This window comes from Seohaeicola nanhaiensis, assembly GCF_042654245.1.
Lineage (GTDB): Bacteria > Pseudomonadota > Alphaproteobacteria > Rhodobacterales > Rhodobacteraceae > Seohaeicola_A > Seohaeicola_A nanhaiensis.
The window spans coordinates 435,320-460,522 of sequence record NZ_JBHSGI010000002.1 but is presented as its reverse complement, the minus strand read 5'-3'; the positions used below and the strand labels follow the sequence as shown (position 1 = coordinate 460,522).

Genomic DNA, 25,203 nt, shown 5'->3' with positions numbered 1-25,203 from the left:
CCAGGGGGCGCCGGTGCATCTTCCGGGGGCGCCCTGTGAAACGGCTCGAGCAGACCTTCGTCGTCCTGAACGGCTGGGCATTGATCCTGATGTTGTCGGGCATGGCCATCGTCGTCGGCGCCAATATCTCCCTTCGCTACCTCACGTCCCATTCGCTGCCCTGGGCGGACGAGGTGGCGCGCTATCTCATGATCTGGCTGACGTTCACCGGGGCCGGGCTGATCCTGCGCATCGGCGGTCATGTGGCAATCACCAACCTGCAGGACAGTCTGCCCAAGACCGGGCAGAAGCTGCTCCGCGCGGCCATCGTGCTGATCCTGCTGGTCTTCTTCGCCTTCATGGTTCAGGTCGGCTGGCAATACGCCCAGCGGATGCAGTATCAGGTCACCCCCGCCCTGCGGCTTCCCTTCCTTTACGTCTATGCGGCGATGCCGGTCGGTTTTGCGCTGCTGATCGTGCATCTGCTGCTGATCGCGCGCCCCTTCATCCTTGCCGGTGACTACAAGCACCTTGGAGATTCCGGCACCGATCACGGCGCTCTGCCGGGCGGCGCCAATGGCTGAGATCCTCTTTCCCGCCCTTTTCCTGCTTCTGGCGCTTGGCCTCCCGGTGGCTTTTGCCATGGCCATCGCGGTCTTTGCTGCGATCAGCCTCGCGTCGACCTATCCGCATCTCGTCGTCGTGAAAGAGATGTTCTCGGGCCTCGACAGCTTTCCGCTGCTCGCGGTGCCCTTCTTCATTCTCGCTTCCGAGATCATGACCGGCGGCGCCGTGACCCAGGCCATCCTTCGCCTGGCGCAATCGCTCGTCGGCCACATGCGCGGCGGTCTCGGCCATGCCAACGTCATCAGCTCCGCGATGTTCGCAGGCATTTCCGGCAGCGCGCTGGCAGATGCGGCAGGCCCTGGCACGATGATGATCCGCATGATGGAAAAGGGGGGCTATGACCGCCCCTATGCCGGCGCCTTGACCATTGCCAGCGCGGTCGTGGGGCCGATTATCCCCCCGTCGATCACCATGATTATCTACGCGATGCAGGATCAGCAGGTGTCGGTCGGCTCTCTGTTCATGGCCGGTGTCCTGCCGGGTCTGCTGATCACCCTGATGGTCTTGGTGGCCAATGCGCAGGTCAGCAAGCGGCGCAACTACGCCTCGGGAGAGCCGATGCCGGCTCTGGCCGAGATTGTGAAAATCGCCATCTATGCGGTGCCCGCGCTGCTCCTGATCGTGCTGATCGTCGGCGGCATCCGCTTTGGCGTCTTCACACCGACCGAGGCCTCGGTCATCGCGGTCTTCTACGCCCTTCTCGTCGGCATGTTCGTCTACCGTTCCCTGCGGCTGCGCGATCTGCCCGGCATCGTGCTGCGCGCGGCTCTGACCTCGGGAGCGGTGCTGCTGATCCTCGGAGCGGCGCGCGCCTTCGCCTGGGTCCTGATCATCGAGGGCGTGCCGCAATTCCTCGCCGAGACGATCATTTCCTGGGACCTGTCGCCGATTGCCTTCCTGCTTGCGGTCAACGTGCTCCTGCTCGTCTTCGGCCTGTTCATGGACCCTCTGCCGGGTGTGATGATCCTCGTTCCGATCCTCGCGCCGATCAGCCTGGCGCTTGGGATCGACCCGAACCATTTCGCGATCATTGTGATCGTCAACCTGACGCTCGGCCTGACAACGCCACCGGTCGGGAGCCTGATCTTCGTCGTCTCCTCGACTGTCGGACTGAAACCCTCGACCCTGATCCGCGAGATGCCGCCGTTCTTCCTGGCGCTCGCGGCCGCCCTGCTGACGATCACCTTCGTGCCGTTTCTGTCGACCTGGCTGCCGAAGGTAAGCGGCTTCTAGGATTTCACTCAGACGACCTTTGCGCGGCGTAGCATGTCAAACTGCTCGCGCGACACGCCGGCTGCCTGCAAGACGGCCTCCGTATCCGCGCCCAGGGTGGGAGGCGGCAAGTCCGGTGTGGAAATCCGGCCATTCGCCTTGAAACTCATGGCCGGAATGTGAACAGGCGCGTTATGGCCCTCTACCCGGATTTCATGCGTCAGCCCACGCACGGCAATCTGCGGCTCGGCCAGAATCTCATCCATGCCGCGCACCCGGCCAGCGGGCACAGCGGCGGTGGCCAGGATGTCTTCCCATTCGGCCGCGGGTCGGGTGCGGAAAGTCTCTTCCAGCGTTTCGCGCAGGTCCTTCCAGTTCTTGTGACGATCTGCCGGCGTGTTCCATCGGGGGTCGCTCAGGATGTCGTCCCGCGCGATGGCACGGCAAAGGTTGCGGAACTGGATGTCGTGATTGGCAGCCAGCATCAGCACACCCTCCGCCGTGGCAAAGGCCCCGGAGGAGGGGCTGGCGCTCCAAGCCTCGTTTCCGTTCTGAACCGGTTTCCACCCGGTGGTCAGATGCGTGCTCATCAGCGAGGCCATGAGCATCAGGGACGTATCCAGCATGGCGACGTCCACCTGCACCGCCGCCCCGGTGCGCTCGGTCTCGCGCAGACCCGCCAGGATCGCGAAAGCTGCATTCATTCCGGTGGCATAGTCGATATAGGGCGCGCCCACCTTGACCGGGCCGTCTCCCGGCTTGCCGGTGGTCAGCATGATGCCGCACATGCCCTGGATGACATGGTCATAGGCTGGACGGTGGCTGAATGGACCATCCTGGCCAAAGGCAGAGATCGAACAGAACACGAGTTTCGGGTTGATCTCTTTCAGTGCCTCGAACCCCAGGCCCAGCCGCTCTGCGACTCCGGGCTTGAAATTCTCGACAAAGATATCGGCGCTGGCGACCAGCTGCCGGACCAGTGCAATGCCTTCCGGTGTCTTCAGATCGACCGTGACGGATTTCTTCCCGGCATTGTGACCGAGGAACCCCAGTGCCATGCGGCGTTCCGCCAGATCGGGCAGCGGTCCGCCGACACGTGTCCAGTCGCCCTCTCCCGGCTTCTCGATCTTGATGACCTCGGCCCCCAGAAGGGCAAGCTGGTAGGTGGCATAGGGTCCGGCCAGGACTTGGCTCAGATCGATCACGCGAACGCCTTCAAGCGGCTTGAACATGGGTCGCCTCTTTGTCGGGAGTGTATTTTGGAAAGGGCGGACCGGAAGGGCCGGTCCGCCAGACAGATGTCAGGACAAGGCCGCCGTCACTGCGGGGTGATGCCGGCGGCCTCGAAGATCGCCTTGTTGCTTTCATAGCTCTGCTGCATCTCGGCCGTGGCCTCATCCAGATCTTTGTAGAGAATCGGGATTTCCGCGGCGCCGACGATCTTGGCGAAATCGGCGTCGGTCTCGGCGGCCTTCAGGGCGTTGCTCAGCCGTTCCAGCACCGCCCGCGGTGTGCCTTTGGGCAGCATGAGCGTGGTACGCGAATCCATCCCGAGCTGATAGCCGGCCTCGTTGATCGTCTCGACATCGGGGGCCGAGGGATGGCGGAAGGTGGTCAGCGCGGCGATGGTCTTGAGCTGATCGGGATATTTGTAATGAATGCCTCCCGACAGAACCAGGGCGACCTGATTGCCAAGAAGCGCGTTCATCATGTCCCCGCCGCCCTTGAGGGGCACGATATTGACATCAAGTCCCTCCTGCTTGGCGAGCACTTCCATGGTCATCCGAGCCGTAGGACTCAGCGATCCGAAGCTGAACCCGGGATTTTCCTTCGCCCATGCGACAAACTCCGCCACGGTATCGTAGGGGGCGTCCTTCTGGGTCGCCAAACCCACCTGGTAGGCGGTGATCATCCCGGCATACTCGAAATCGTCAGGCTTGAACGTCACACGTTTGAGCATGAAGGGCTCGGAGTTCACCACGCTGTTGGAGTGAAACAGAACGGTATAGCCGTCGGGTGCGGCCTTCTGCAGTTCATGGGCGGCCAGGATTCCGCCTCCGCCGGGTTTGTTGACCACGTTGACCGGAACGCCCAACTGCTCTGACAGTACCCGGGCCACACCGCGTCCGACCAGATCGGTCTGTCCTCCGGCCTTGTAGCCCACGAACATGGTGATCGGGCGGTCCGGATAGTCTCCGGCAAGGGCGCTTCCAGCAGCCAACCCTGCCAATGCCAGCAGGGCGGCGCTGGCGGATCCGATGAATGTTCGTCTCTTGGTCTTGTGCATGTCTTTTTCTCCCGTTTTCAGATCTGCGTATGTTCGGTATTGGCGGTCCGGTCGGTACGGCTCGCGCTGGAGCCGGCTTTCGATGCTGCGGCGCGCATGTTGCTGTGGTTGATCCAGAGGACGGTCGCGACCGTCAGCGCGCCGAAGACCAGCGCGATGGGATGGCCGGGCAGGCGCATCAGATCGTGGTCGAGAATTTGCAGCGACTGGCGGAAGGTCAGCTCAAGATTTGGTCCGATCACGAAGCCGATCAGGAAGGTGACAAAGGAGAACTCGAGCTTGCGCGCGAAAAAGCCCAGCAGCGCAAAGGCCAGCATCACATAAATGGAGAACAGGCTGTTGGTTTCCATATAGGCGCCGATGCAGCACAGGAACAGGACCACCGGAATGATCAGCCGGACCGGCACCCGGATGACCTGTGCAAATATCCTCTGGCCGGCATATCCCACGATCAGCAGGATCACGCTGGCGCACAGCATGGCGGCATAGAGATCGGCCACCAGTTGCGGCTGCTCCACAAACATCATTGGGCCCGGGGTCATTCCATGCAGGGTCAGGGCGGCAATCAGGATGGCAGCGATCACGCTGCCCGGAATCCCCAGCGCGAACAGCGGGACAAAACTCGACGGAACCACAGCATTGTCTGCGCTTTCGGCGGCGGCCACACCTTCTATCATGCCGGTGCCGAAAGCCTCGGGCGTTTTGGAGGCCCTCTGTGTCGCACCATAGGACAGGAATGAACCGACGCTGGCCCCCAATCCGGGCAGGATCCCCACAATACAACCGATCAGCGTGCCGCGCCCGATGACCGGCAGACAACGGCGCCATTCGGCCGGTGTCACCCGACGGTCGTCGGGCGAGGCGCCATCGGTGATCGCCGTGGCCTCCCTGTCGATCTTTTGCGCGTTGCCGGCCTGTAGGATCATTTCAGCGACAGCCAGCATGCCAATGGCCATCGGTACCAGCGAAATCCCGTCGTCAAGTTCCAGCAGTCCGACGGTCAGCCGCGGGATGAAGGTCTCGGTCTCGATCCCAACCGTCGCGAACAGCACGCCGAAGGCGGCGGCAATCAGCCCCTTGAGCATCGAGCGTCCGGCCAGGCCACCGATGAAGGTCAGCGAGAACAGAAGTATGCTGCACAGTTCCACCGGCCCGATCAGCAGGGCGTAATGTGCCAGTGGGGCGGCCAGCGCGATAAGCACGATGGTCGACAGGAAATCTCCTATCACCGAGGCGAACAGCCCCATCTTGAGCGCCTTCTGTGCCTTGCCCTGACGTGCCAGCGGATATCCGTCCAGCGCGGTCGGCGCCGATGAGGGCTCGCCGGGTGTATTCAGCAGGATCGCCGAAACCGCGCTCCCTGCGGCGCTTCCCTTGGCGATGCCAATCAGCAGCGCGATGGCCGCGACCGGAGCAAGATAGAATGTCATCGGTATGGCGACCGCAATTCCGGTCGCCTTGCCCAGCCCAGGCAGCGCCCCCAGCACATACCCAAGCGTAACGCCAACCGTCACCCAGAACAGGGTTGAAGGCGTCATGACGTTCTGAAATCCGACGATCAGTTGCTCCATGACAGGCTCACACGATCGGGCTGCCGAGCAGCTTGTAGAACAGCGCCCAGACGGCCAGCATAAGGCTCGCCGGCATCAGAAACAGAATTGCAGGGCGACGTTCGCCGAGAAGTACGAGCGTTCCCAGGATCAGAAGGATCCCGGCCAGAAGCGACGAACCCAGAATGAAGGCGGTCAGACTGATCGCGAACACGGCAGCGATCTTGATCAGCGCAACCATCTCGCCGCGCGAAAAGACGCCATTCGGCCCTGTCCCGCCGTCCCTGGTCGGGCGCAGGCTCTTGATCACCAGCAGCAATGAAAGCCCGACGATCAGGATCAGGGCGATATTAGGCACGAGGCGCGGCGAGACATAGCCGTCTGGCGCCGCTTCGATCTGTGCGGGCACCACGAAGATCAGCATTACCAATCCGAATGCCGCCAGCAGCGCCCCCGAGACGAGGTTCGCTCGTTTCATGCCTGTCCTCCCGTCTGCCAACCGCACAGGCAGGGCCAATCAGACCGGCCGGCGCGCTTCTCCTCTGCCAGCTTCGGGAAACGCCCGATGCCGCATTCTCCTCCGCGTCAGGCCTACTGACACCGAGCGAAAAGGAATAGTCGAAAGATTCTTGAATGTGATAGGTATTCCTTATGCTTCAATCGTCTCCCCATCTCGATCATCTGCGGTTGCGCCAGCTCCGCCTTTTGGAACTCATCGACCGCCACAAGTCCCTGCGCGCCGTGGCCGAGGCGATGAACCTCACCCAACCGGCTGTCTCGCAAATGTTGAAGGATCTCGAATATGCCTTCGGTGCGACCCTCGTCGAGCGGTCTGTGCGCGGGGCGGTGCTGTCCCCCGTCGGCAGGGTGGCCTTGCAGCGGGCGAAGGCAGGCCTCGCGATCTTCGACCAACTCGCCTTGGAATTGCGCACGGACAAGCCCACGGTCGTACGGGTCGGCACCAATCCGGCCTGTCTCTACAAACTCATCCCCTCCGCCTTGCGTCACTTGAGCGTCTCCGACGCGGATATCCGGGTGAGGCTTGCCGCGGGAACGGTCGGAACGATGGTCTCCGGGCTGCTGGACGGGGAGCTGGACTGCTACGTGGGACGCGTCGATTGGGCGACGATGCCGGTGCCAATCGCCGATCTGCTGCGATACGAACCGCTGACCGAAACCGGTCTGGTCGTGGCCTGCTCAGTCGATCATCCGCTGGCGTCGCGCCATCAGGTTTCGGCTGCGGAACTTGCCGGATGGCCCTGGGCGCTTCCCTCCGCAGAAACGAACAACCGAAGCTCGATCGAAACGGCCTTCCGCAATTGCGGGGTGCCTGCACCGCTGCCAGCCATAGAGGTCGGCGCCGATCCGATTTCGCAGCTCTGTCTGGCTGTAGAGACCGGCGTATTGATCTGCGTGCCGCGAGTGCTGCTGGAAACAGAGGTCGCCGGAAACAGGATCGTTCCGCTTGTGACACCGGATTTGTCGCTGCCGCCGATCCGGATATGCTTCGTCACCCTGCACGAGAGCGATCACTTGCCGGCCATCCATCATTTGCGCAGCGCCTTGATGGCGGTATGCGAGGGCGACAGTCAGGGGGCGCGCAGCGACGGAAGGGCAACCATCATCGCAGGGGACGCCGATTCACCCTGAGCCAGGCAGGATCTCCGGATCACGGGTCACGCCGGATCTGCGGTCTCAGTGGCGGCGCACCTTCGGGACACGGCTTTCAGAAAGCCTTTCGCCGCTGCCCGTCGGTGCCGCGCCGCCGCGGCCGGCCATCGCGCGCAGCGCTGCGACCCGGTTCTCGGTCGCCGGATGGGTCGCAAAAAGGTTGTCCCGCTTGTGTACATGCAGCGGATTTATGATGAACATATGCGCGGTGGCCGGATGGCGCTCGGCGGTATCGTTGTCGATACGCGCGGCACCCATGGCGATCTTCTCCAGCGCCGAGGCCAGCCAAAGGGGCTGCCCGCATATCTCGGCTCCGGCCTTGTCAGCCGCATATTCCCGCGTCCGGCTGATCGCCATCTGAACGAGCGCCGCAGCCAGCGGGGCCAGAAACATCATCAGGAGCGAGCCCAGTACGCCCATCCGTTCGCGCGATCCGCCAAAGAACATGGCGAAATTGGCAAGCATCGAGATCGCACCGGCAAATGTGGCGGTCACGGTCATGATCGCCGTGTCATGGTTGCGGATATGCGCCAGCTCGTGCGCGATCACGCCGGCCAGCTCCTCCCGCGACAGGCTGCGCACAAGGCCCGACGTGATGGCGACGGCGGCATTGGATGGGTTGCGACCGGTGGCAAAGGCATTGGGCTGGGGCGTGTCGATCAGATAGACCTTGGGCGCAGGCAGGCCCGCATTGCGCGCCAGGTTTGCCGTAAGGGCATGCAGACCCATGCGATCGTTCGGTGCCAGGGGCTGCGCATTGTGCATCCTCAGCACCATGCGGTCCGAGTTCCACCAGGTCATCGCGTTCATGGCGGCGGCCACCACGAGCGCCATAACCGCGCCGCCCGATCCGCCCAGCAGATATCCGACACCCATGAAGAGCGCCGTCATCGCCGCCATCAGCATCGCTGTCTTCACATAGCCCATGCTTGTCTCCGAAACCCCTATTGGCGGTCACCGATGAGATATGGATCTGTCAAGGATATCTGCAAGGGCGTGCGCCGTGCTCTGGTGCTTCAGCGTCCGGGGCGCAGGCGCCTTCCGTCTTCTGCAAAGTCGAATTCGCGCGTTTCGTCCCAGGTCACGGCACAGGCCCCGCCTTCCTCAGGCAGCGGCGCGGTGCCGTCCTGCCGCACGGTAAACATCTCTCCTCCGGCAAGCCTGAGGTGCAGCAGGGTCTCGGCTCCAAGGGCCTCGGCAAAGATCAGGGTGCCGTCGATCCGGCCCTGTCCTGCCCCGGTCACGCTGGCATGTTCGGGCCGCACGCCGATCCGCGCCACGCCTGAGCGACCCAGCGCCGCTCCGAGCAGGAAATTCGTCGCGGGCGAGCCGATGAACCCCGCGACGAATTCCGTGGCGGGGTCGGCATAAACTTCGAGCGGCGCACCGATCTGGTCGGCGCGCCCGGCATTCATCACGATCATCCGGTCGGCCAGGGTCATCGCCTCGACCTGATCGTGGGTGACATACAGCGAGGTGATCCCAAGCCGTTTCTGCAGCTCCTTGATCTCCAGTCGCATCTGAACCCGCAGTTTGGCGTCCAGGTTCGACAGCGGCTCGTCGAACAGAAAAACCGCCGGCTTGCGCACGATGGCCCGCCCCATGGCGACGCGCTGCCGCTGCCCGCCGGACAACTCGCGCGGCTTGCGCGCCATGTAAGGCTCAAGCTGCAGCATCTGCGCGGCCTGCGCCACGCGCTCCTCGATCTCGGGTTTCGCGGTCCCGGCGATCTTCAGCCCATAGGCCATGTTGTCGAAGACGCTCATATGCGGGTAGAGCGCGTAATTCTGGAACACCATCGCAATGTCACGGTCCATGGGCTCGACATCGTTCACGCGCCGTCCGGCAATGGAAATCTCGCCCGATGTGACCGTCTCCAGCCCCGCCACCATGCGCAGCAGGGTGGACTTGCCACAGCCCGAAGGCCCGACGATCACGATGAACTCCCCGTCGGCCACGTCGATCGACACGCCGTGGATCACCTCGGTCTTGCCAAAGGTTTTCGTCACGTTGGAAATCGTCAGGGTTGCCATCGATTATTTCTCGCTGTCGACAAGGCCGCGGATGAAAAGCTTCTGCATCGACACGACGACAACCACGGGGGGCAGCATCGCCAGGATCGAGGTCGCCATGATTACCGGCCACTCGGCCACATCGTCGCCCGCAGGGAACATCTGCTTGATGCCCATGACAATCGTATTCATGGACGGATCGGTGGTGATCAGCAGAGGCCAGAGATACTGGTTCCAGCCGTAGATGAACAAGATCACGAAAAGCGCCGCGATATTGGTCCGGCTCATCGGCAGGAGGATGTCCCAGAAGAACCGCATCGGGCGGGCGCCGTCCACCCGGGCGGCCTCGGCCAGCTCGTCAGGCACCGTCATGAAGAACTGGCGGAACAGGAAGGTCGCCGTCGCCGAGGCGATCAGCGGGAAGATCAGGCCGGAATAGCTGTTCAGCATCCCGAACCCGGCGACCACCTCATAGGTCGGCACGATCCGCACCTCGACCGGTAGCATCAGGGTCAAGAAGATCAGCCAGAAGAACAGCTTGCGGCCCGGAAAACGGAAGTAGACGATGGCAAAGGCCGACAGCAGCGAGATCACGATCTTCCCGACGGCGATGCCGACGGCCATGATCAGGGAATTGAGCAGCATCAGCGCCACCGGCGCGTTGATCCCCGACACCAGCGCCTTGCGATAGTTTTCCAGGAACTGGTCGCCCGGCCAGAGCGGCATCGGCGGGCTGACAATCTCGGGCTGGCTGACGGTCGAGGCGACGAAGGCCAGCCAGATCGGAAAGAAGATCACCATCACGCCGACGATCAGTCCGAAGTGGGTGAACCACAGCCCGGCTCCGCGCTTTTCGACCATACCGTCACGCATCAGTAATGAACCCTTCGCTCGATAAAGCGGAACTGGATCACCGTCAGCGCGCCGACCAGCAGCAGCAGGATGACCGATTGCGCCGCCGATCCGCCTAGATCCTGACCGACAAAGCCGTCCTTGAAGACCTTGTAGACCAGGATGGTCGTGGCCTGCTGGGGCCCCCCGCTGGTGATCGTGTGGATCACCCCGAAGGTCTCGAAGAAGGCATAGACAACGTTGACGACCAGCAGAAAGAAGGTCGTCGGCGACAGCAGGGGCCAGACGATCGTGCGGAAGCGGGTCCAGAACCGGGCACCATCGATCGCCGCCGCCTCGATCACCGACCGCGGAATCGCCTGCAGCCCGGCAAGGAAGAACAGAAAGTTGTAGCTGATCCGCCCCCAGGCCGAGGCCACAACGACCAGGCCCATCGCTTCGCCCTCGTTCAGGACGTGGTTCCAGTCATACCCAAGCAGCCCGAGATACCAGGCCACCACGCCGACGCGCGTGTTGAACATGAACATCCAGAGTACGCCCGCGACCGCCGGGGCTACCGCATAGGGCCAGATCAGAAGAGTTCGGTAGGTGCCGGATCCCTTGATCAGACGGTCGGCGAGGACCGCAAGGTACAAGGCGACGCCCATCGAAACGACTGTGACCAGCCCCGAAAACACGGCCGTTGTGACAAAGGAGGCTCGATAGTAGGGGTCGCCCAGCAGATACTCGAAATTGCCGAGCCCGACAAAACGCGACGACAGCCCGAAAGGGTCCGGAATGAACAGCGACTGCCAGACCGCCTGTCCGGCCGGGTAGAAGAAGAACACGGCCGTAACCGCCACCTGCGGCAGCAGGAGCAGCAGGGGCACCAGCCAGCCCTTGAAGGTTACGCGCTTTTCCATGTGAAACGGCGGGGGCCTACGCCCCCGCCATCGGTCTCAGCGGTTGGCTTGCTCGAACCGGCGCAGCAGTTCGTTGCCGCGCTGAACCGCGGTGTCCAAGGCCGCCTGCGCGTCCTTGTCGCCGGCCCAGACCGCTTCCAGTTCCTCGTCGATGATGCCGCGGATCTGGTCGAAGTTGCCCAGCCGGATGCCTTTGGAATTGGCGGTCGGTTCCTTGGCGGTCATCTGTTTCACGGCGATATCCGTGCCGGGATTGGCCTCGTAGAAGCCCTGTTCGCGGGTCAGCTCGCCGGCCGCCACCGTGATCGGCAGATAGCCGGTGTCCTGGTGCCACTTGGCCTGCACCTCGGGCGAGGAGAGATAGTTGAGGAAGGCCGCGACGCCCTTGTAATCCTCGGCCTCATGCCCGGTCATTACCCAGAGCGAGGCACCGCCGATGATGGTGTTCTGAGGCGCGCCTTCCGTGCCTTCCCAATAGGGCAGGGGCCGCACGTCAAAGGCGAACTTCGCTTCCGACTTGATCCCCGCGTAGCCGGCCGAGCTTTCGGTGAACAGCGCGCAGGTGCCGGCGCGGAAGTCCGCACCGCCCTCGTTGCGGCGGCCCTTGTAGATGAACTTGCCGTCCTTGGCCCAGTCGCCCATCGTCTGGATGTGCTTGACCTGAAGCGGCGCATTGAACGCCAGTTCCGCATCCAGCCCGCTGAATCCGTTGTCCTTTGTGGCGAAAGGCACGTTGTGATAGGCCGACAGGTTCTCAAGATGGATCCAGCTCTGCCAGGCGGTGGTCAGCGGACAGGCGTGGCCCGAGGCCTTCAGCTTGTCCAGAACCTCGCCAACCTTCTCCCATGTCGACAAATCGACCGCCGGATCGATCCCCGCCGCCGAAAGCGCGTCCTTGTTGACCCACAGCACCGGGGTCGACGAATTGAACGGCAGCGACAGCATCTGCCCGTCGGCCGAGGTGTAATAGCCCTTGACCGAGCCGATATAGGCATCTGCGTCGAACTCCGCGCCGGACTCCGCCATCACTTCATAGATCGGCTTGATCGCCCCTTTGGCGGCCATCATCGTGGCGGTGCCAACCTCGAAGACCATCAGGATGTGCGGCTGTTCCTTGGCGCGGAACGCCGCGATACCGGCATTCAGCGTCTCTGAGTAATTCCCCTTGAAGTTCGCCACGACAGAGTAATCGCTCTGGGACGCATTGAAGCCTTCGACCTGCGCTGCGACCAACTCGCCCAGACGCCCGGTGAAGGCGTGCCAGAACTGGATTTCCGTCTGCGCCCAGGCGCCTGTGGAAAGAGCCATGGCCGCTGCTGCAGCTCCGGCGAATGTCTTGATCATGATGTAGTCCTCCCTGAAGTCCTTATAGGACGATATCTTGCGGGTTGCGATTCTTGCAAACTGCAACAGCAAGATGAAAGGCGCGTGACAAAATCGGTCGGCGAGTACTCTGTTCTCCGCCTCCCTGCGCCGGAAGACGCTTTCGGCAATGGCGTTGTCGTGACTATTGCCACGACGGCTCATGCTGGGGGCGAGGGCGTGTTTGTGAATAAACGTCTGCCACGCCCGGCTGGCGAACGGGGAACCGCGGATCGGACGTCACCATGACCGCTTCGCTGACGCCCGAACGCCACGAAACGTCCCGAACCGCATGGCCCCGCAATCTGCAGCGCCTCCATCCGCAGGCGCTACGGTTCTTCTCTCTCGCTCGCGGCGCGACAATAAACTTGTTGAAAGCGGTCAACCGCCCGCCTTCCCCGCCACTTGACGTCCTGGGAGAGGTGAAATACTTCATGGCTCACAGAGCGGGCGTTGTGTAATGGTAAGACCTTAGCCTTCCAAGCTAAAGACGCGGGTTCGATTCCCGCCGCCCGCTCCAAATCCATTCGGTCGTCGAGATAGGTGATGGCACCCACCCTCGGGGGTTCCATCACCTCGGTATATGGCGCGGCATTTGCCGTCGGAAAATCCTCCGAATCCAATCAAACTGTACATCCTGATGCCAGGCGAACACCCGCTTCGGCTAGATCGCGGCCGAGATCGCCAGGGCCAGCTTGTCCGTCAGCTCGTCCAGCTGGTCATCCTCGATGATGAAGGGGGGCGCTAACAGGACGTGGTCGCCGGACTTGCCGTCAATCGTCCCCGACATCGGATAGCAGATCAGTCCCGCCTCGAAGGCCGCCTTCTTGATCTTGCCGGCCACGCCTTTTGACGGATCGAACGGCGTCTTGCTGTCGCGATCGGACACCAGTTCGATGCCGCGGAACATGCCCCGCCCGCGGATGTCGCCCACATGCGGGTGCTGCCCGAACCGTTCGGTCAGCTTGGCCATCAGCTTCTCGCCCTGCGTCGCCGCCCGGCCTACCAGCCCGCGATCCAGCAGCGCCCGCACCACGGCCAGCCCGGCTGCCGTCGCCACCGGATGGCCGATATAGGTGTGCCCGTGCTGGAAGAAGCCCGTGCCGTTGGCGATGGTGTCGTATATCTCGCCCGAACAGAGCATTGCGCCCACCGGCTGATAGCCGGCGCCCAGACCCTTGGCGATGCACAGGATATCGGGTGCCACACCGTCCTGCTCGCAGGCGAAAAGAGTTCCTGTCCGTCCCATGCCGCACATCACCTCGTCCAGGATCAGCAGCACCCCGTATTTGTCGCAGATCTCGCGGATCCGCTTGAAATAGCCCGGCGCCGGCGGCACCGCCCCTGCCGTCGCGCCCACCACGGGTTCGGCGATGAAGGCCATCACCGTCTCGGCGCCCAGCCTCAGGATTTCGTCCTCCAGCGCCTGCGCTGCGCGCAGACCATAGGCCTCGGCGCTCTCGTCCTCGCGCCGCAGGCGATATTCGTAACACGGGTCGATGTGGCTGACGTCCAGCAGCAATGGCCCGAACTGCGCCCGCCGCCAGGCGTTGCCGCCTGCGCTCAGCGCGCCGATGGTATTGCCGTGATAGCTCTGCTTGCGCGCGATCAGCTTGCCGCGCTCCGGTGCGCCTTTTTCGACAAAATACTGCCGCGCCAGCTTGATCGCTGCCTCGGTCGCTTCTGATCCGCCAGAGACGAAATACACCCGGTCCAGTCCTTCGGGGGCATGTTCGATCAGCAGGTCGGCCAGCGCCTCCGCCGGTTCAGAAGTGAAGAAACCGGTATGCGCGAAGGCCAGCTTGTCGATCTGCGCCTTGATCGCCTCGGCGATTTCGCGGTCGCCATGCCCAAGGCACGACACCGCCGCGCCGCCCGATCCGTCAAGATAGCGCTTGCCCGTCGAATCGATCAGATAGCAGCCCTCGCCGCCAACGGCGACAGGCGGGTTCAGCTTGGAATGGCGGGGAAAGACATGGGACATCGCGGGTCTCCTTTTTCCGGCCGACAGTAGTCCTGGCGCGGGGCGGTGTTAACCCCATTTCCGCCCCGACGTGCGGGGCAGGGCGCCTCGCGTCTGGGTCTTCCTCTTGCGTCACAAATCCCGTGGTAAACCCCGCGCTGAACGTCTCCCGCTCCGGAGGTGCTAACGGTCCGCCGCAGGGTTCTGCGCGACGAAAAAAAGGGCGCCCGACAGGGCGCCCTTCCGGTTCGTCACTCTGGAGCCTTACTCGGCTGCCAATTTCTGCTCGGCGGCAATCGCGTCCGCCAGAGCGGCCTCGAAGATCGCCATGCCTTCCTCGATGATCGCGTCCGGCGCGGTGATCGGGACCATGATCCGCACGGCATTGCCATGCATCCCGCAGGACAGCAGGATCAGCCCGCGCTTCAGCGCGTTTGCGATCACGGACTTGGTCAGCGCGGCATCGGGCGTCGCGGTGTCGAAGTCGGTCACGAACTCGACCGCCAGCATCGCGCCCAGCCCACGGATGTCCCACATCCGGAACGGCGCGACGCGGGCGCCCATCTCCGAGAACCGTGCCCGCAGCGAGTCACCGATTGCGGTCGACCGCGCCAGCAGCCCTTCGGTCTCGATCGCCTCGATGGCGGCGAGCGCGGCGGCGCAGGCCACCGGGTTGCCGCCATATGTTCCACCCAGCCCGCCGGGGGCGAGCGCATCCATAACCTCGGCCCGGCCGATAACGCCGGCAATCGGATAGCCCCCGGCCATCGACTTGGCGACCGTGATCAGGTCGGGCACAACGCCGGAATGCTGGATTGCGAACCAGGCGCCGGTGCGGGCGAAACCCGACTGTATCTCGTCAGCGATCAGCAGGATGCCATGCTTGTCGCAGATCGCCCGCAGCGCCTGCCACATCTCGGTCGGAACCGGATGATAGCCGCCTTCGCCCAGCACCGGTTCCAGGATGATCGCGGCGATGCGCGACGGGTCGGCATCCGTCAGCATCAGCATGTCCAGCGCCTTCAGCGCGTCTTCCACCGTCACGCCGTTGCGGGCATCCGGGAAGGGGGCGCGGAAGATGTCGGACGGGAAGGGGCCGACATCCTTCTTGTAGGGCGTCACCTTGCCAGTCAGTCCCAGTGTCAGCAGCGTGCGGCCATGATAGCCGGCGCTAAAGGCGATCACGCCGGGCCGACCGGTATAGGCGCGGGCAATCTTCACGGCGTTTTCCACCGCTTCGGCGCCGGTGGTGACCAGCAGAGACTTCTTGGCGAAATCGCCGGGCGCCAGCGCGTTCAGCTTCTCAGCCAGGGCGACATAAGGCTCGTAGGGCACAACCTGGAACGAGGTATGCGTATAAAGATCCTCTTGCGCTTTCGCGGCGGCGATCACGCCGGGATGGCGGTGACCGGTGTTCAGCACCGCAATGCCGCCGGCGAAGTCGATGTAACGTTTTCCTTCGACATCCCACAGTTCGGCATTCTCGGCCCGACCGGCAAAGATCGGCGCGGCCGAGGCCACGCCACGGGCCACGGCGGCCTCGCGGCGCGCGAGCAGGGCTGCATTGCTGCCCGGTGCAGCAGCTGCCATCGGGGCGGCTGCGGCCATTGCGGCGGCGGTTTTTGCGGGGGCAGACTTTCTGGTCTTGGCCTTCGCGGGCATCGGGAGATCCTTTCTGTACGAGTCTCAGCGAGCGATTAGAATAATCATATTGATGCTTAGTTTTCTTGTCAAAGATTTTGCATCTCAGAGCCGCTGCACGAAAAACACGCAGGATAATTGAACTATTTGAGATAGTTCCGCGAATGGGGCTTGACGGTACGGATGGCGCCGGTGAGTATTTCAAACACCTGATGAGAGGACTGCCCTTGGACATCGGAGGCCGACTCAAAGCCGTGCGCGAGACCCGCGGGCTGTCGCAACGCGATCTCGCCGGACGGGCGGGGCTGACCAACGGGGCAATCTCTCTGATCGAGCAGAACAAGTCCAGCCCATCGGTTGCCTCGCTGAAGCGGCTGCTCGACGCGATCCCGATGACGATGTCCGAGTTCTTCTCCGAGGTCGAGACCGCCGAGGTCCCCAAGTATTTCTACAGCGCCGGCGAATTCACCGAACTCGCGCCACAGTCCATCGGCCTCGGCAACGGCGCCAAGGGTGTCTCGTTGCGTCAGCTCGGCGACGCCTCGCGCCATTCGCTGATGGTGCTCCACGAAACCTATCCGCCGGGGGCGGACACCGGTCCCGACATGCTCAGCCACGAAAGCGAAGAGGCCGGGATCGTCGTTTCGGGGATTGTCGAGGTGACTGTGGGCGATCAGGTCCGCGTGCTTAATCCCGGCGACGGCTATCTCTTCGACAGCCGTCTGCCGCACCGGTTCCGCAACATCGGCGAGACGGATTGCGTCGTCGTCAGCGCCTGCACCCCACCCACATTCTGACATGCGACAAGGCTCTCACATATGAGCAAAGCGCATGTCTCTTTTCGCCGATCCGTGTCGTTTTCGACCTGCTGGACGGCCGATTTCGCCAGTCGGTTGTGTCAAGAGCCGAATCTGTTAGGGTCAAGTCATTCAATTGCGCCATTCCTTTTGGTTTCGGCGCTGGACGAGACAATAAATCGCGATATGTTTCAATTAATCGCAAAATGAAAGGGAGAGACGCATGAAGTTTCTGAATATGACCGGCCTTGCGCTGGCTGCAACGCTCAGCACGCAGGCCGCCTCGGCCGAAGAGAAGTTCATCACCATCGGCACCGGCGGTCAGACGGGTGTCTACTTCGTCGTCGGGCAGTCGATCTGCCGCCTGGTGAACCGTGAAACCGAAAAGACCGGGCTGAAGTGCACCGCCCCGTCCACCGGTGGGTCGATCGCCAACATCAACGCGATCAAGGCGGGCGACATGGACATGGGCGTCGCCCAGTCCGACTGGCAATACCACGCCTACAACGGCACCTCGCAGTTCGAAGGGCAGAAATTCGACAAGCTGCGCGCCGTCTTCTCGGTGCATGGTGAACCCTTCACCGTGGTCGCCCGTGCCGATTCCGGCGTGAATACCTTCGAGGATCTCTTCGGCAAGCGCGTGAACGTCGGCAACCCGGGCTCGGGCCAGCGCGCTACCATGGACGTCGTGCTGAACGCGATGGGCAAATCCGACAAGGACTTCGCCCTGGCCTCCGAACTCAAGCCCGCCGAACAGTCGGCCGCGCTGGGTGACAACAAGGTCGATGCGATCATCTACACCGTCGGCCATCCCAACGGGTCGATCCAGGAGGCCACCTCCACCGTCGACGCCAAGCTGATTCCCGTGACCGGCGAAGCGATCGACAAACTTGTCGCTGACAATCCGTACTACGCCAAGGCGGTGATCCCCGGCGGACTCTACAACGGTACCGCGGACGATGTGGAAACCTTCGGCGTGAAGGCCACGTTCGTGACGTCCGCGGATGTGCCAGATGACGTGGTCTATACCGTGGTCAAGGCGGTCTTCGACAATTTCGACCGCTTCAAGGGCCTGCATCCGGCCTTCGCCAACCTCAAGGAAGAGGAAATGATCAAGGACGGTCTGTCCGCTCCCCTGCATCCGGGGGCCGAGAAGTATTACAAGGAACGCGGCTGGATCAACTGACCCGGCCTGAACGGACCTGACAAGACCGGCGGTTCCGTCCCGGCGGGACCGCTCCACTAAAAGGCGCAGCCGGCCGAAGAGCACGGCAAATGACGTCACAACAGGGAACAGTGGGGACCGATCATGAGCGACAACGACCAGTTTCAGGCGGCCGCGGTTGAAGCCGAGGCCGCGGGCAAGGGGGGACTCAGTCAGTCGGAACTCGACGAACTCGTCGCGTCCTCAGATACCGGCGGGCGCAGTCCCACCGGCGCCGTCGGGCTTCTGCTCCTTGTCGTGGCGCTTTGCTGGTCCCTGTTTCAACTCTACATCGCCTCGCCCTTCGGGCTCTTCAACGATACTCTGGCCCGTTCGATCCATCTGGGCTTTGCGATCTTCCTCGGCATCATCGCCTTTCCTGCCGCGCGCAGCACCTTCCAGATCGCTCTGGGCGTCATCGTTCCGCTGGCACTCGCGGCGCTCTTCATGATCTCTGCCAAGGACGGCACGCCCATCTGGTGGATCCCGCTTCCCGCGCTGTTCGTCGTGGCGACCGTCCTCCTCGGTTCGCCAAAGGATCGTGTGCCCGTCTGGGAATGGGCGCTCGCCATCGTCGGAGCGCTGTCGGCGCTGTATCTCTTCTTCTTCTATCGTGACATCGCGAACCGCGTCGGCGCTCCGATCACCCAGGATTACGTTGTCGCCGTCATCGGCATCCTGATCCTGCTCGAAGCGACCCGCCGGGCGCTTGGCCCCGCGCTGATGATCGTCGCCTCGATCTTCCTGCTTTACACCGTGCTCGGGCCATGGATGCCCGACATCATCGCCCACAAGGGCAACTCGCTCTCCGAGATCGTCAACCACCAGTGGATCACGACCGAAGGCGTCTTCGGCATCGCGCTGGGCGTCTCCACCTCCTTCGTCTTCCTCTTCGTCCTTTTCGGCTCGCTGCTCGACAAGGCGGGGGCCGGCAACTACTTCATCCAGGTCGCCTTCTCGCTCATGGGTCACATGAGCGGCGGTCCTGCCAAGGCCGCGGTCGTCTCCTCGGCCATGACCGGTCTCATCTCCGGTTCCTCCATCGCCAACGTCGTCACCACCGGCACCTTCACCATCCCGCTGATGAAGCGGGTCGGCTTCTCGGCCGAAAAGGCCGGCGCCGTCGAAGTGGCTAGCTCGGTCAACGGCCAGATCATGCCGCCGGTGATGGGCGCCGCCGCCTTCCTGATGGTGGAATATGTCGGTATCCCCTATTTCGACGTGGTGAAACACGCCTTCATCCCGGCGATCATCTCCTACATCGCTCTGGTCTATATCGTCCACCTCGAGGCCCAGAAGGCCGGCATGGAAGGTCTGCCGCGCGCCACCGCGCCCAAGCCCTGGCTGGTCTGGCTGATGAGCCTTGCCTTCACCATCGCGGTGATCTGCGCGCTGTCCTTCGCGGTCTACTACGGCATGGGCTGGATCCGCCCTGCCTTCCCGGAAACCGCAGGCTACATCATCTTCGCCCTGCTGGTGGCGGTCTATGTCGGCCTGCTCTGGATCGCCTCGCGCGAGGCGCCGCTCAAGATGGAAGACCCCAACGCACCGGTCACCAAGCTGCCGCTGCCCGGTCCCACCATCCGCGCCGGCCTGCACTTCCTCCTGCCGGTTGTGGTGCTGGTCTGGGCGCTAATGGTCGATCGCCTCTCACCCGGCCTTTCGGCCTTCTGGGCGGCGGCCTTCATGGTGTTCATTCTGCTGACCCAGCGGCCGCTGATGGCCATGCTGCGGGGGGCCAGCCGGACTGGCACCTTCATGGCCGGCGTCAAGGATCTCATCGAGGGACTGGTCGCCGGCGCCCGCAACATGATCGGCATCGGCATCGCGACTGCCACCGCCGGCATAATCGTGGGCGCGGTCAGCCAGACCGGCGTCGGTTCGGCACTGGCGGATGTCGTCGAGGTTCTGTCTGGCGGCAACCTGCTCGCCATCCTGGTCCTCACCGCGATCCTGTCGCTGATCCTCGGCATGGGCCTGCCCACGACCGCAAACTACATCGTGGTTTCGGCGCTGCTCGCCCCGGTCATCGTCACCCTCGGCCAGCAGAACGGGCTGATCGTCCCGCTGATCGCGGTCCACCTCTTTGTCTTCTACTTCGGCATCATGGCCGACGTGACGCCCCCCGTGGGACTGGCATCCTTCGCCGCGGCGGCCGTCTCCGGCGGCGATCCGATCAAGACCGGCGTCGTCGCTTTCTTCTACTCGCTGCGCACGGCCGCGCTGCCTTTCCTGTTCATCTTCAATACCGATCTGCTGCTGATCAACGTGGACTGGGCGCATGGCATCTTCATCTTCATCGTGGCCACGGCAGCGATGCTGCTGTTTGCCGCCGCGACGCAGGGCTGGTTCCTCGTCTCCAGCCGTTTCTACGAATCCATCGCGCTGCTCCTAGTCGCCTTCACCCTGTTCCGGCCCGGCTTCTGGATGGACATGATCTATCCGCCCTTTGACACCGTCGCGCCTGCGCAGATCGAACAGGCGGTGGCCGACGTGCCGCCGGGAACCGACATCCGATTGCAGGTGGCGGGCGTGAACTCGGTCGGCGATCCTGTCACTTTCGTTGCGCTGCTGCCCCTCGGCGAGGGCGCGACGGGAGCGGAAAAACTCAACGCCGCCGGGATGGAATACGTCGTCAATGGCGACGAGGTGGTGATCGACAACGTCGCCTTCGGGAGCCCCGCCGCCGAAGCCGGCTTTGACTGGGATCAGAAAATCCAGAGCGTCATGGTTCCTGCCGATCCGCCGTCCAAATACTGGATGTTCATCCCCGCGCTGCTGCTGCTGGCGCTGGTGGTCATGCTGCAACGTGCCCGGATTGGCCGGCGCGAACCCGCGACGGCGTGAAGGAGATGCCCATGTTCGACAAGGTTCTGCTCCCCATCGACCTCAACCACCCCGAAAGCTGGACCAAGGCGCTGCCGGCCGCCCTGAACTGCGCCGGCGACAGCGGCGAAATTCACCTGCTCGGCATCGTGCACGACCTCGGTGCGGCAATGGTCGCGGCCTACCTGCCGGTCGGCTTCGAGGAAAAGGCCCTGGCAGAAATGGAAAGCGGTCTGCAAGCCTTCCAGGCTTCCCACCTCGCAGGCCATGCACGCGTGCATGTCCACGTTGGCCACGGCCATGTGCCGGAAACGATCCTGAAGGAGGCGGCAAAACTTGGCGCCGACCTGATCGTCATCGCCTCGCACCCGCCCGGAGACCTCGGCACGCTGCTCGTCGGCTCGAACGCCGACAAGGTCGTTCGCCACGCCGACCGCCCGGTGCTGGTGGTTCGCTGACCAATACGGTAGTCTCGGCCCTCCGGCATGGTCCTGGACGGGATCGGGCCGGCCAAAAAACGAACAGAGGGAGGTAGCGCAAAATTTCGGAGACCCGCAACATATGACTCCTTTCGCGATCGCCGGCGTGCAGATGCACGTCGCCGCGCTCACTTCCAACGTCGAAGGCATACGCCACCGGATCGACATCCTGATGGCCCGCTTCCCGTGGGTGCAAATGGTCCTGTTCTCGGAACTCGCCCCCTATGGCCCGCTCGATCAGTATGCCCAGCCCTTCCCGAACGACGCCATCGACCAGTTCCGCGAGGACGCCCGCCGCCACGGCATCTGGCTGATCCCCGGCTCGATGTTCGAAAAGGCGGAGGACGGGCACATCTACAACACCTCGGTCGTGATCAACCCGCAGGGCGAGATCGTCGCCCGTTACCGCAAGATGTTCCCGTTCCGGCCCTACGAGGCGGGCATCACCGGCGGCAGCGACTTCTGCGTCTTCGACGTTCCCGACGTGGGCCGCTTCGGCCTGTCGATCTGCTATGACATCTGGTTCCCCGAAACCACCCGCCAGCTCACCAGCATGGGGGTCGAGGTGCTGCTGCACCCGGTTCTCACCGGAACCACCGACCGCGATGCCGAAATCGCCATCGCACGGGCCACCGCCGCCCAGTTCCAGTGCTACGTCTTCGACGTCAACGGTCTGGGCGCGGGCGGGGTAGGGCGCTCGCTTGTGGTCGACCCCTCGGCCACGGTCCTGCACCAGTCGGCGGGGCAGGAGGACATGTTCCCCATCGAGGTTGACCTCGATCTCGTCCGCCGCCAGCGCGAGGCGGGTCTCAAGGGCCTCGGACAGGTGCTCAAGTCCTTCCGCGACCGCGAGGCAGAGTTTCCCGTCTACGACCGCACCAGCGGCTCCGACGCCTATCTTTACACTCTCGGCCCGCTCGAGGCGCAGCGACAGGGCTCGCGCGCGGGGGTCGACATGACTGACCCTCGCACCGCGCTCGCGCGCGAGGTCCAGCCCGGAACGGCCGCCGTACCCATGTTCAAGGGGCGCACCGGATCGCCATGACATAGGGCAGGCGCCGGCCCTTATCGGCGCGAAGAAGAGGAAGACCGCATGAACCAGCAGACCAAACCTGCCAGCATCTCCTCCGTCGGCGACTACTACAGCGCCACGCAACTTCGCGCCGACCGCTGGAGTTCGCTGAGGGAAACCACCGAGTCGCTCAGCCTTCACGGGCTGGAAGGCCGGCAGGGCAAAAAGCTTGTGGCCACCGCCGAGGCGCTTTTCGCCTCGCTGGCACCCATCGAGGCCTACTGGGCCTTCCCCGGCCGCCATTCCTTCGACATGCTCCGCCGGCAGTTCGAGGCCCGGAACATCCACGAATTGGCCGTTTCGGTCCGCCGGATCGCGCGGGCTCTGACCTCAGGAGCCTACCGGCGCCGGTCGATTCCGCTCTCGACCGAAGACACGGATACGGAGGACTACGAAGACGAGAGCAACCTGCCACCCGAAGCCCGGGCTATGGGCAGGCCCTACTTCGAGGTGCTGATCGTCGATAATGTGAACGAGCATCAGGAACGCTTCCTGCGCTCGAACCTGCACCGGGTGCGCCGGGCCGAGGACCCGTTCCTCTACGAACCGGTCGTCGTGCCCAGCCTCGAAGACGCGCTGATGGGCATTCTCTTCAACCACAATGTCCAGGCCGTCGTGGTGCGTCCTGGCCTTGCGCTGAAGTCCAAGAACGACCTGCCGCTGCTGACGCAATATCTCAACCGGGTTGGAGACGACGAGGATGTCGAAGGTCTCGCTCCCGGCGATCTGGGCCCCGAGGCCTGCCGCCTGATCGCCAAGGTGCGGCCCGAATTGGATGCCTATCTCATCACCGACCGCTCGGCGGAAGATATCGCCGGTATGGATCTCGGCCGCTGCCGCCGGGTCTTCTACAACCAGGAAGACTTCCTCGAACTGCACCTGAACATCCTGCGCGGCGTCCAGCGCCGCTACAAGACGCCCTTCTTCTCGGCTCTGGTGGAATATTCCAAACAGCCCACCGGCGTCTTCCACGCCATGCCGATTTCGCGCGGAAAATCCATCACCCGCTCGCACTGGATCCAGGACATGGGCGCCTTCTACGGGCCCAACATCTTCCTGGCCGAAACCTCCGCCACCTCGGGCGGCCTCGACTCCCTTCTGGAACCCAAGGGGCCTATCAAGGAAGCCCAGGACATGGCGGCGCGGGCCTTCGGGTCCAAGCAGACCTTCTTCGCCACCAATGGCACCTCGACCTGCAACAAGATCGTGGTGCAGGCCCTTGTCCGCCCCGGCGACATCGTCCTGGTCGACCGTGACTGTCACAAGTCGCACCATTACGGCATGGTGCTGGCCGGTGCGAATGTCGTCTACATGGACAGCTATCCGCTCAACGAATATTCGATGTATGGCGCGGTGCCCGTCTCCGAGATCAAGCACACGCTGCTGAACCTAAAGGCTCACGGCAAGCTGGATCGCGTGCGCATGGTTCTCCTGACCAACTGCACATTCGACGGCATCGTCTACAACGTCGAACGGGTGATGGAGGAATGCCTCGCCATCAAGAAGGATCTCGTCTTTCTCTGGGACGAGGCCTGGTTCGCCTTCGCCCGCTTCGGCCCGACCTACCGACAGCGCACCGCGATGAACGTCGCCAACAATTTGCGCGTCCGCCTGCGCACGCCCGAACACGCCAAGGCCTATGAGGCACAGCAGGCCCGGCTGAAGGACGCCGACGACGAAAAATTGATGAAGACCCGTCTCATTCCGCCGCCGGACGCGCGGGTGCGGGTCTATGCCACCCAATCCACGCACAAGACCCTGACCTCGCTGCGGCAAGGATCAATGATCCACGTCAACGATCAGGACTTCAAGGGCGAGGTCGAGCAGAGCTTCCACGAAGCCTACATGACCCACACCTCCACTTCGCCCAACTACCAGATCATCGCCTCGCTCGACGTGGGCAGGCGGCAGGTCGAGCTGGAAGGCTTCGAATTCGTCCAGCGCCAGGTCGAAAGTGCCATGGCGATCCGTCGCGCAGTCGGCACGCATCCCCTGCTTCAGAAGTATTTCAAGGTCCTGACCGCGGGCGACATGATACCCGAGCAATATCGCGAAAGCGGCGTCAAAAGCTACTACGACGCCGAACAGGGCTGGACCGATATCTGGAGCAGCTGGAGCCGGGACGAATTCGTGCTCGACGCCACGCGGATCACCCTGGCGGTCGGGGGCACCGGCTGGGACGGGGATACCTTCAAGACCAAGATCCTGATGGACAAATACGGCATCCAGATCAACAAGACCTCGCGCAACACGGTGCTGTTCATGACGAACATCGGCACCACCCGCTCTTCCGTCGCCTATCTGATCGAAGTGCTGGTCGAAATCGCGCGCGATCTCGACGACCTGCTCGACGATGCCTCCAAGATGGAACGCCGCTCCTTCGACAACCGCGTCTCAGCCCTCGTCGAACACGTCCCGCCGCTGCCCGACTTCTCGCGCTTCCACGACGCCTTCCGCTCCGGATCGGACACGCCCGAAGGCGACATCCGCACCGCCTTCTTCCTCTCCTACGACGAGGACAACTGCGACTATCTCCCGCTCGACGACCTTCTGATGGAGCGGCTTCAGGCGGGCGAGGAACTGGTCTCCGCTGGCTTCATCATTCCCTATCCCCCGGGCTTCCCGATCCTGGTCCCGGGGCAGGTGATCAGCCGCGAGATCATGGCCTTCATGCGCGCGCTCGACGTCAGCGAAATCCACGGTTTCAGGCCCGACCTGGGCCTGCGCGTCTTCACAGCCGCAGCACTTAAAAAAGCGGCGAAATAAC

General features: G+C 63.3%; 20 protein-coding genes and 1 tRNA gene. 10 read left to right on the top strand and 11 right to left on the bottom strand.

Annotation, left to right across the window (positions count from 1 at the left end; translation table 11 throughout):
- The first annotated feature begins 35 nt into the window (after positions 1-35).
- The gene (locus ACFO5X_RS02400) at positions 36-563 is read left to right on the top strand and encodes a TRAP transporter small permease (RefSeq protein WP_380715525.1); all 528 of its coding nucleotides are present in this window, start codon (positions 36-38) and stop codon (positions 561-563) included.
- Positions 556-1,839: a TRAP transporter large permease gene (locus ACFO5X_RS02395; protein ID WP_380715524.1), complete on the top strand. Its 1,284-nt coding sequence runs from the start codon at positions 556-558 to the stop codon at positions 1,837-1,839. The genes ACFO5X_RS02400 and ACFO5X_RS02395 overlap by 8 nt, the downstream gene beginning before the upstream one ends.
- Before the next feature lie 8 nt (positions 1,840-1,847).
- Here the strand turns inward: ACFO5X_RS02395 and ACFO5X_RS02390 are convergent, their stop codons facing one another.
- From ACFO5X_RS02390 to ACFO5X_RS02375, 4 genes are all read right to left on the bottom strand, one after another.
- Complete coding sequence (locus tag ACFO5X_RS02390; protein ID WP_380715523.1) at positions 1,848-3,050, bottom strand: CaiB/BaiF CoA transferase family protein; 1,203 nt, start codon at positions 3,048-3,050, stop codon at positions 1,848-1,850.
- Between the two features lie 86 nt (positions 3,051-3,136).
- Positions 3,137-4,105, bottom strand: a complete 969-nt coding sequence (locus ACFO5X_RS02385) for a Bug family tripartite tricarboxylate transporter substrate binding protein (protein WP_380715522.1) — start codon at positions 4,103-4,105, stop codon at positions 3,137-3,139.
- 17 nt (positions 4,106-4,122) lie between these two features.
- Positions 4,123-5,676 (bottom strand): tripartite tricarboxylate transporter permease, encoded by a 1,554-nt coding sequence (locus ACFO5X_RS02380; RefSeq protein ID WP_380715521.1) that lies wholly within the window; start codon positions 5,674-5,676, stop codon positions 4,123-4,125.
- Between the two features lie 7 nt (positions 5,677-5,683).
- Positions 5,684-6,133, bottom strand: coding sequence for a tripartite tricarboxylate transporter TctB family protein (locus ACFO5X_RS02375; RefSeq protein WP_380715519.1), 450 nt, complete (start codon positions 6,131-6,133; stop codon positions 5,684-5,686).
- Positions 6,134-6,306: 173 nt separating this feature from the next.
- Here ACFO5X_RS02375 and ACFO5X_RS02370 point away from each other — a divergent pair, with 173 nt between their 5' ends.
- Entirely contained in the window at positions 6,307-7,305 is a 999-nt protein-coding gene (locus ACFO5X_RS02370; protein ID WP_380715517.1) for a LysR family transcriptional regulator, read from the top strand.
- Between the two features lie 45 nt (positions 7,306-7,350).
- On the opposite strand, the gene htpX is transcribed toward ACFO5X_RS02370, so the two are convergent.
- The 5 genes from htpX to ugpB all read right to left on the bottom strand — a co-directional run bounded on the left by htpX (position 7,351) and on the right by ugpB (position 12,436).
- Positions 7,351-8,253, bottom strand: coding sequence for a zinc metalloprotease HtpX (gene htpX, locus ACFO5X_RS02365; protein WP_380715514.1), 903 nt, complete (start codon positions 8,251-8,253; stop codon positions 7,351-7,353).
- 89 nt (positions 8,254-8,342) lie between these two features.
- Positions 8,343-9,359, bottom strand: a complete 1,017-nt coding sequence (gene ugpC, locus ACFO5X_RS02360) for a sn-glycerol-3-phosphate ABC transporter ATP-binding protein UgpC (RefSeq protein WP_380715513.1) — start codon at positions 9,357-9,359, stop codon at positions 8,343-8,345.
- 3 nt (positions 9,360-9,362) lie between these two features.
- Complete coding sequence (gene ugpE / locus ACFO5X_RS02355) at positions 9,363-10,199, bottom strand: sn-glycerol-3-phosphate ABC transporter permease UgpE (protein ID WP_380716363.1); 837 nt, start codon at positions 10,197-10,199, stop codon at positions 9,363-9,365.
- Between the two features lie 11 nt (positions 10,200-10,210).
- Positions 10,211-11,092 carry a sn-glycerol-3-phosphate ABC transporter permease UgpA gene (gene ugpA / locus ACFO5X_RS02350; RefSeq protein ID WP_380715511.1) on the bottom strand — a complete coding sequence of 294 codons (882 nt, stop codon included), beginning with the start codon at positions 11,090-11,092 and terminating at the stop codon, positions 10,211-10,213.
- A gap of 36 nt (positions 11,093-11,128) precedes the next feature.
- Positions 11,129-12,436: a sn-glycerol-3-phosphate ABC transporter substrate-binding protein UgpB gene (gene ugpB, locus ACFO5X_RS02345; RefSeq protein WP_380715509.1), complete on the bottom strand. Its 1,308-nt coding sequence runs from the start codon at positions 12,434-12,436 to the stop codon at positions 11,129-11,131.
- 464 nt (positions 12,437-12,900) lie between these two features.
- Between ugpB and ACFO5X_RS02340 the strand changes: the two genes are divergently transcribed.
- A tRNA-Gly gene (locus tag ACFO5X_RS02340) sits at positions 12,901-12,974 on the top strand.
- Positions 12,975-13,118: 144 nt separating this feature from the next.
- On the opposite strand, the gene ACFO5X_RS02335 is transcribed toward ACFO5X_RS02340, so the two are convergent.
- Positions 13,119-14,438, bottom strand: a complete 1,320-nt coding sequence (locus tag ACFO5X_RS02335; protein ID WP_380715507.1) for an aspartate aminotransferase family protein — start codon at positions 14,436-14,438, stop codon at positions 13,119-13,121.
- Between the two features lie 243 nt (positions 14,439-14,681).
- Positions 14,682-16,025: a 4-aminobutyrate--2-oxoglutarate transaminase gene (gene gabT / locus ACFO5X_RS02330; RefSeq protein WP_380716362.1), complete on the bottom strand. Its 1,344-nt coding sequence runs from the start codon at positions 16,023-16,025 to the stop codon at positions 14,682-14,684.
- 260 nt (positions 16,026-16,285) lie between these two features.
- Between gabT and ACFO5X_RS02325 the strand changes: the two genes are divergently transcribed.
- From ACFO5X_RS02325 to ACFO5X_RS02300, 6 genes are all read left to right on the top strand, one after another.
- Complete coding sequence (locus ACFO5X_RS02325; RefSeq protein WP_417765071.1) at positions 16,286-16,855, top strand: cupin domain-containing protein; 570 nt, start codon at positions 16,286-16,288, stop codon at positions 16,853-16,855.
- Positions 16,856-17,078: 223 nt separating this feature from the next.
- Complete coding sequence (locus tag ACFO5X_RS02320) at positions 17,079-18,041, top strand: TAXI family TRAP transporter solute-binding subunit (protein WP_380715504.1); 963 nt, start codon at positions 17,079-17,081, stop codon at positions 18,039-18,041.
- Positions 18,042-18,164: 123 nt separating this feature from the next.
- Entirely contained in the window at positions 18,165-20,906 is a 2,742-nt protein-coding gene (locus ACFO5X_RS02315) for a TRAP transporter permease (protein ID WP_380715502.1), read from the top strand.
- Positions 20,907-20,917: 11 nt separating this feature from the next.
- Entirely contained in the window at positions 20,918-21,343 is a 426-nt protein-coding gene (locus ACFO5X_RS02310; protein ID WP_380715501.1) for a universal stress protein, read from the top strand.
- 103 nt (positions 21,344-21,446) lie between these two features.
- The gene (locus ACFO5X_RS02305; RefSeq protein WP_380715499.1) at positions 21,447-22,409 is read left to right on the top strand and encodes a carbon-nitrogen hydrolase family protein; all 963 of its coding nucleotides are present in this window, start codon (positions 21,447-21,449) and stop codon (positions 22,407-22,409) included.
- Between the two features lie 48 nt (positions 22,410-22,457).
- The gene (locus ACFO5X_RS02300) at positions 22,458-25,202 is read left to right on the top strand and encodes an aminotransferase class I/II-fold pyridoxal phosphate-dependent enzyme (RefSeq protein WP_380715497.1); all 2,745 of its coding nucleotides are present in this window, start codon (positions 22,458-22,460) and stop codon (positions 25,200-25,202) included.
- The last annotated feature ends 1 nt before the right edge of the window (position 25,203 follow it).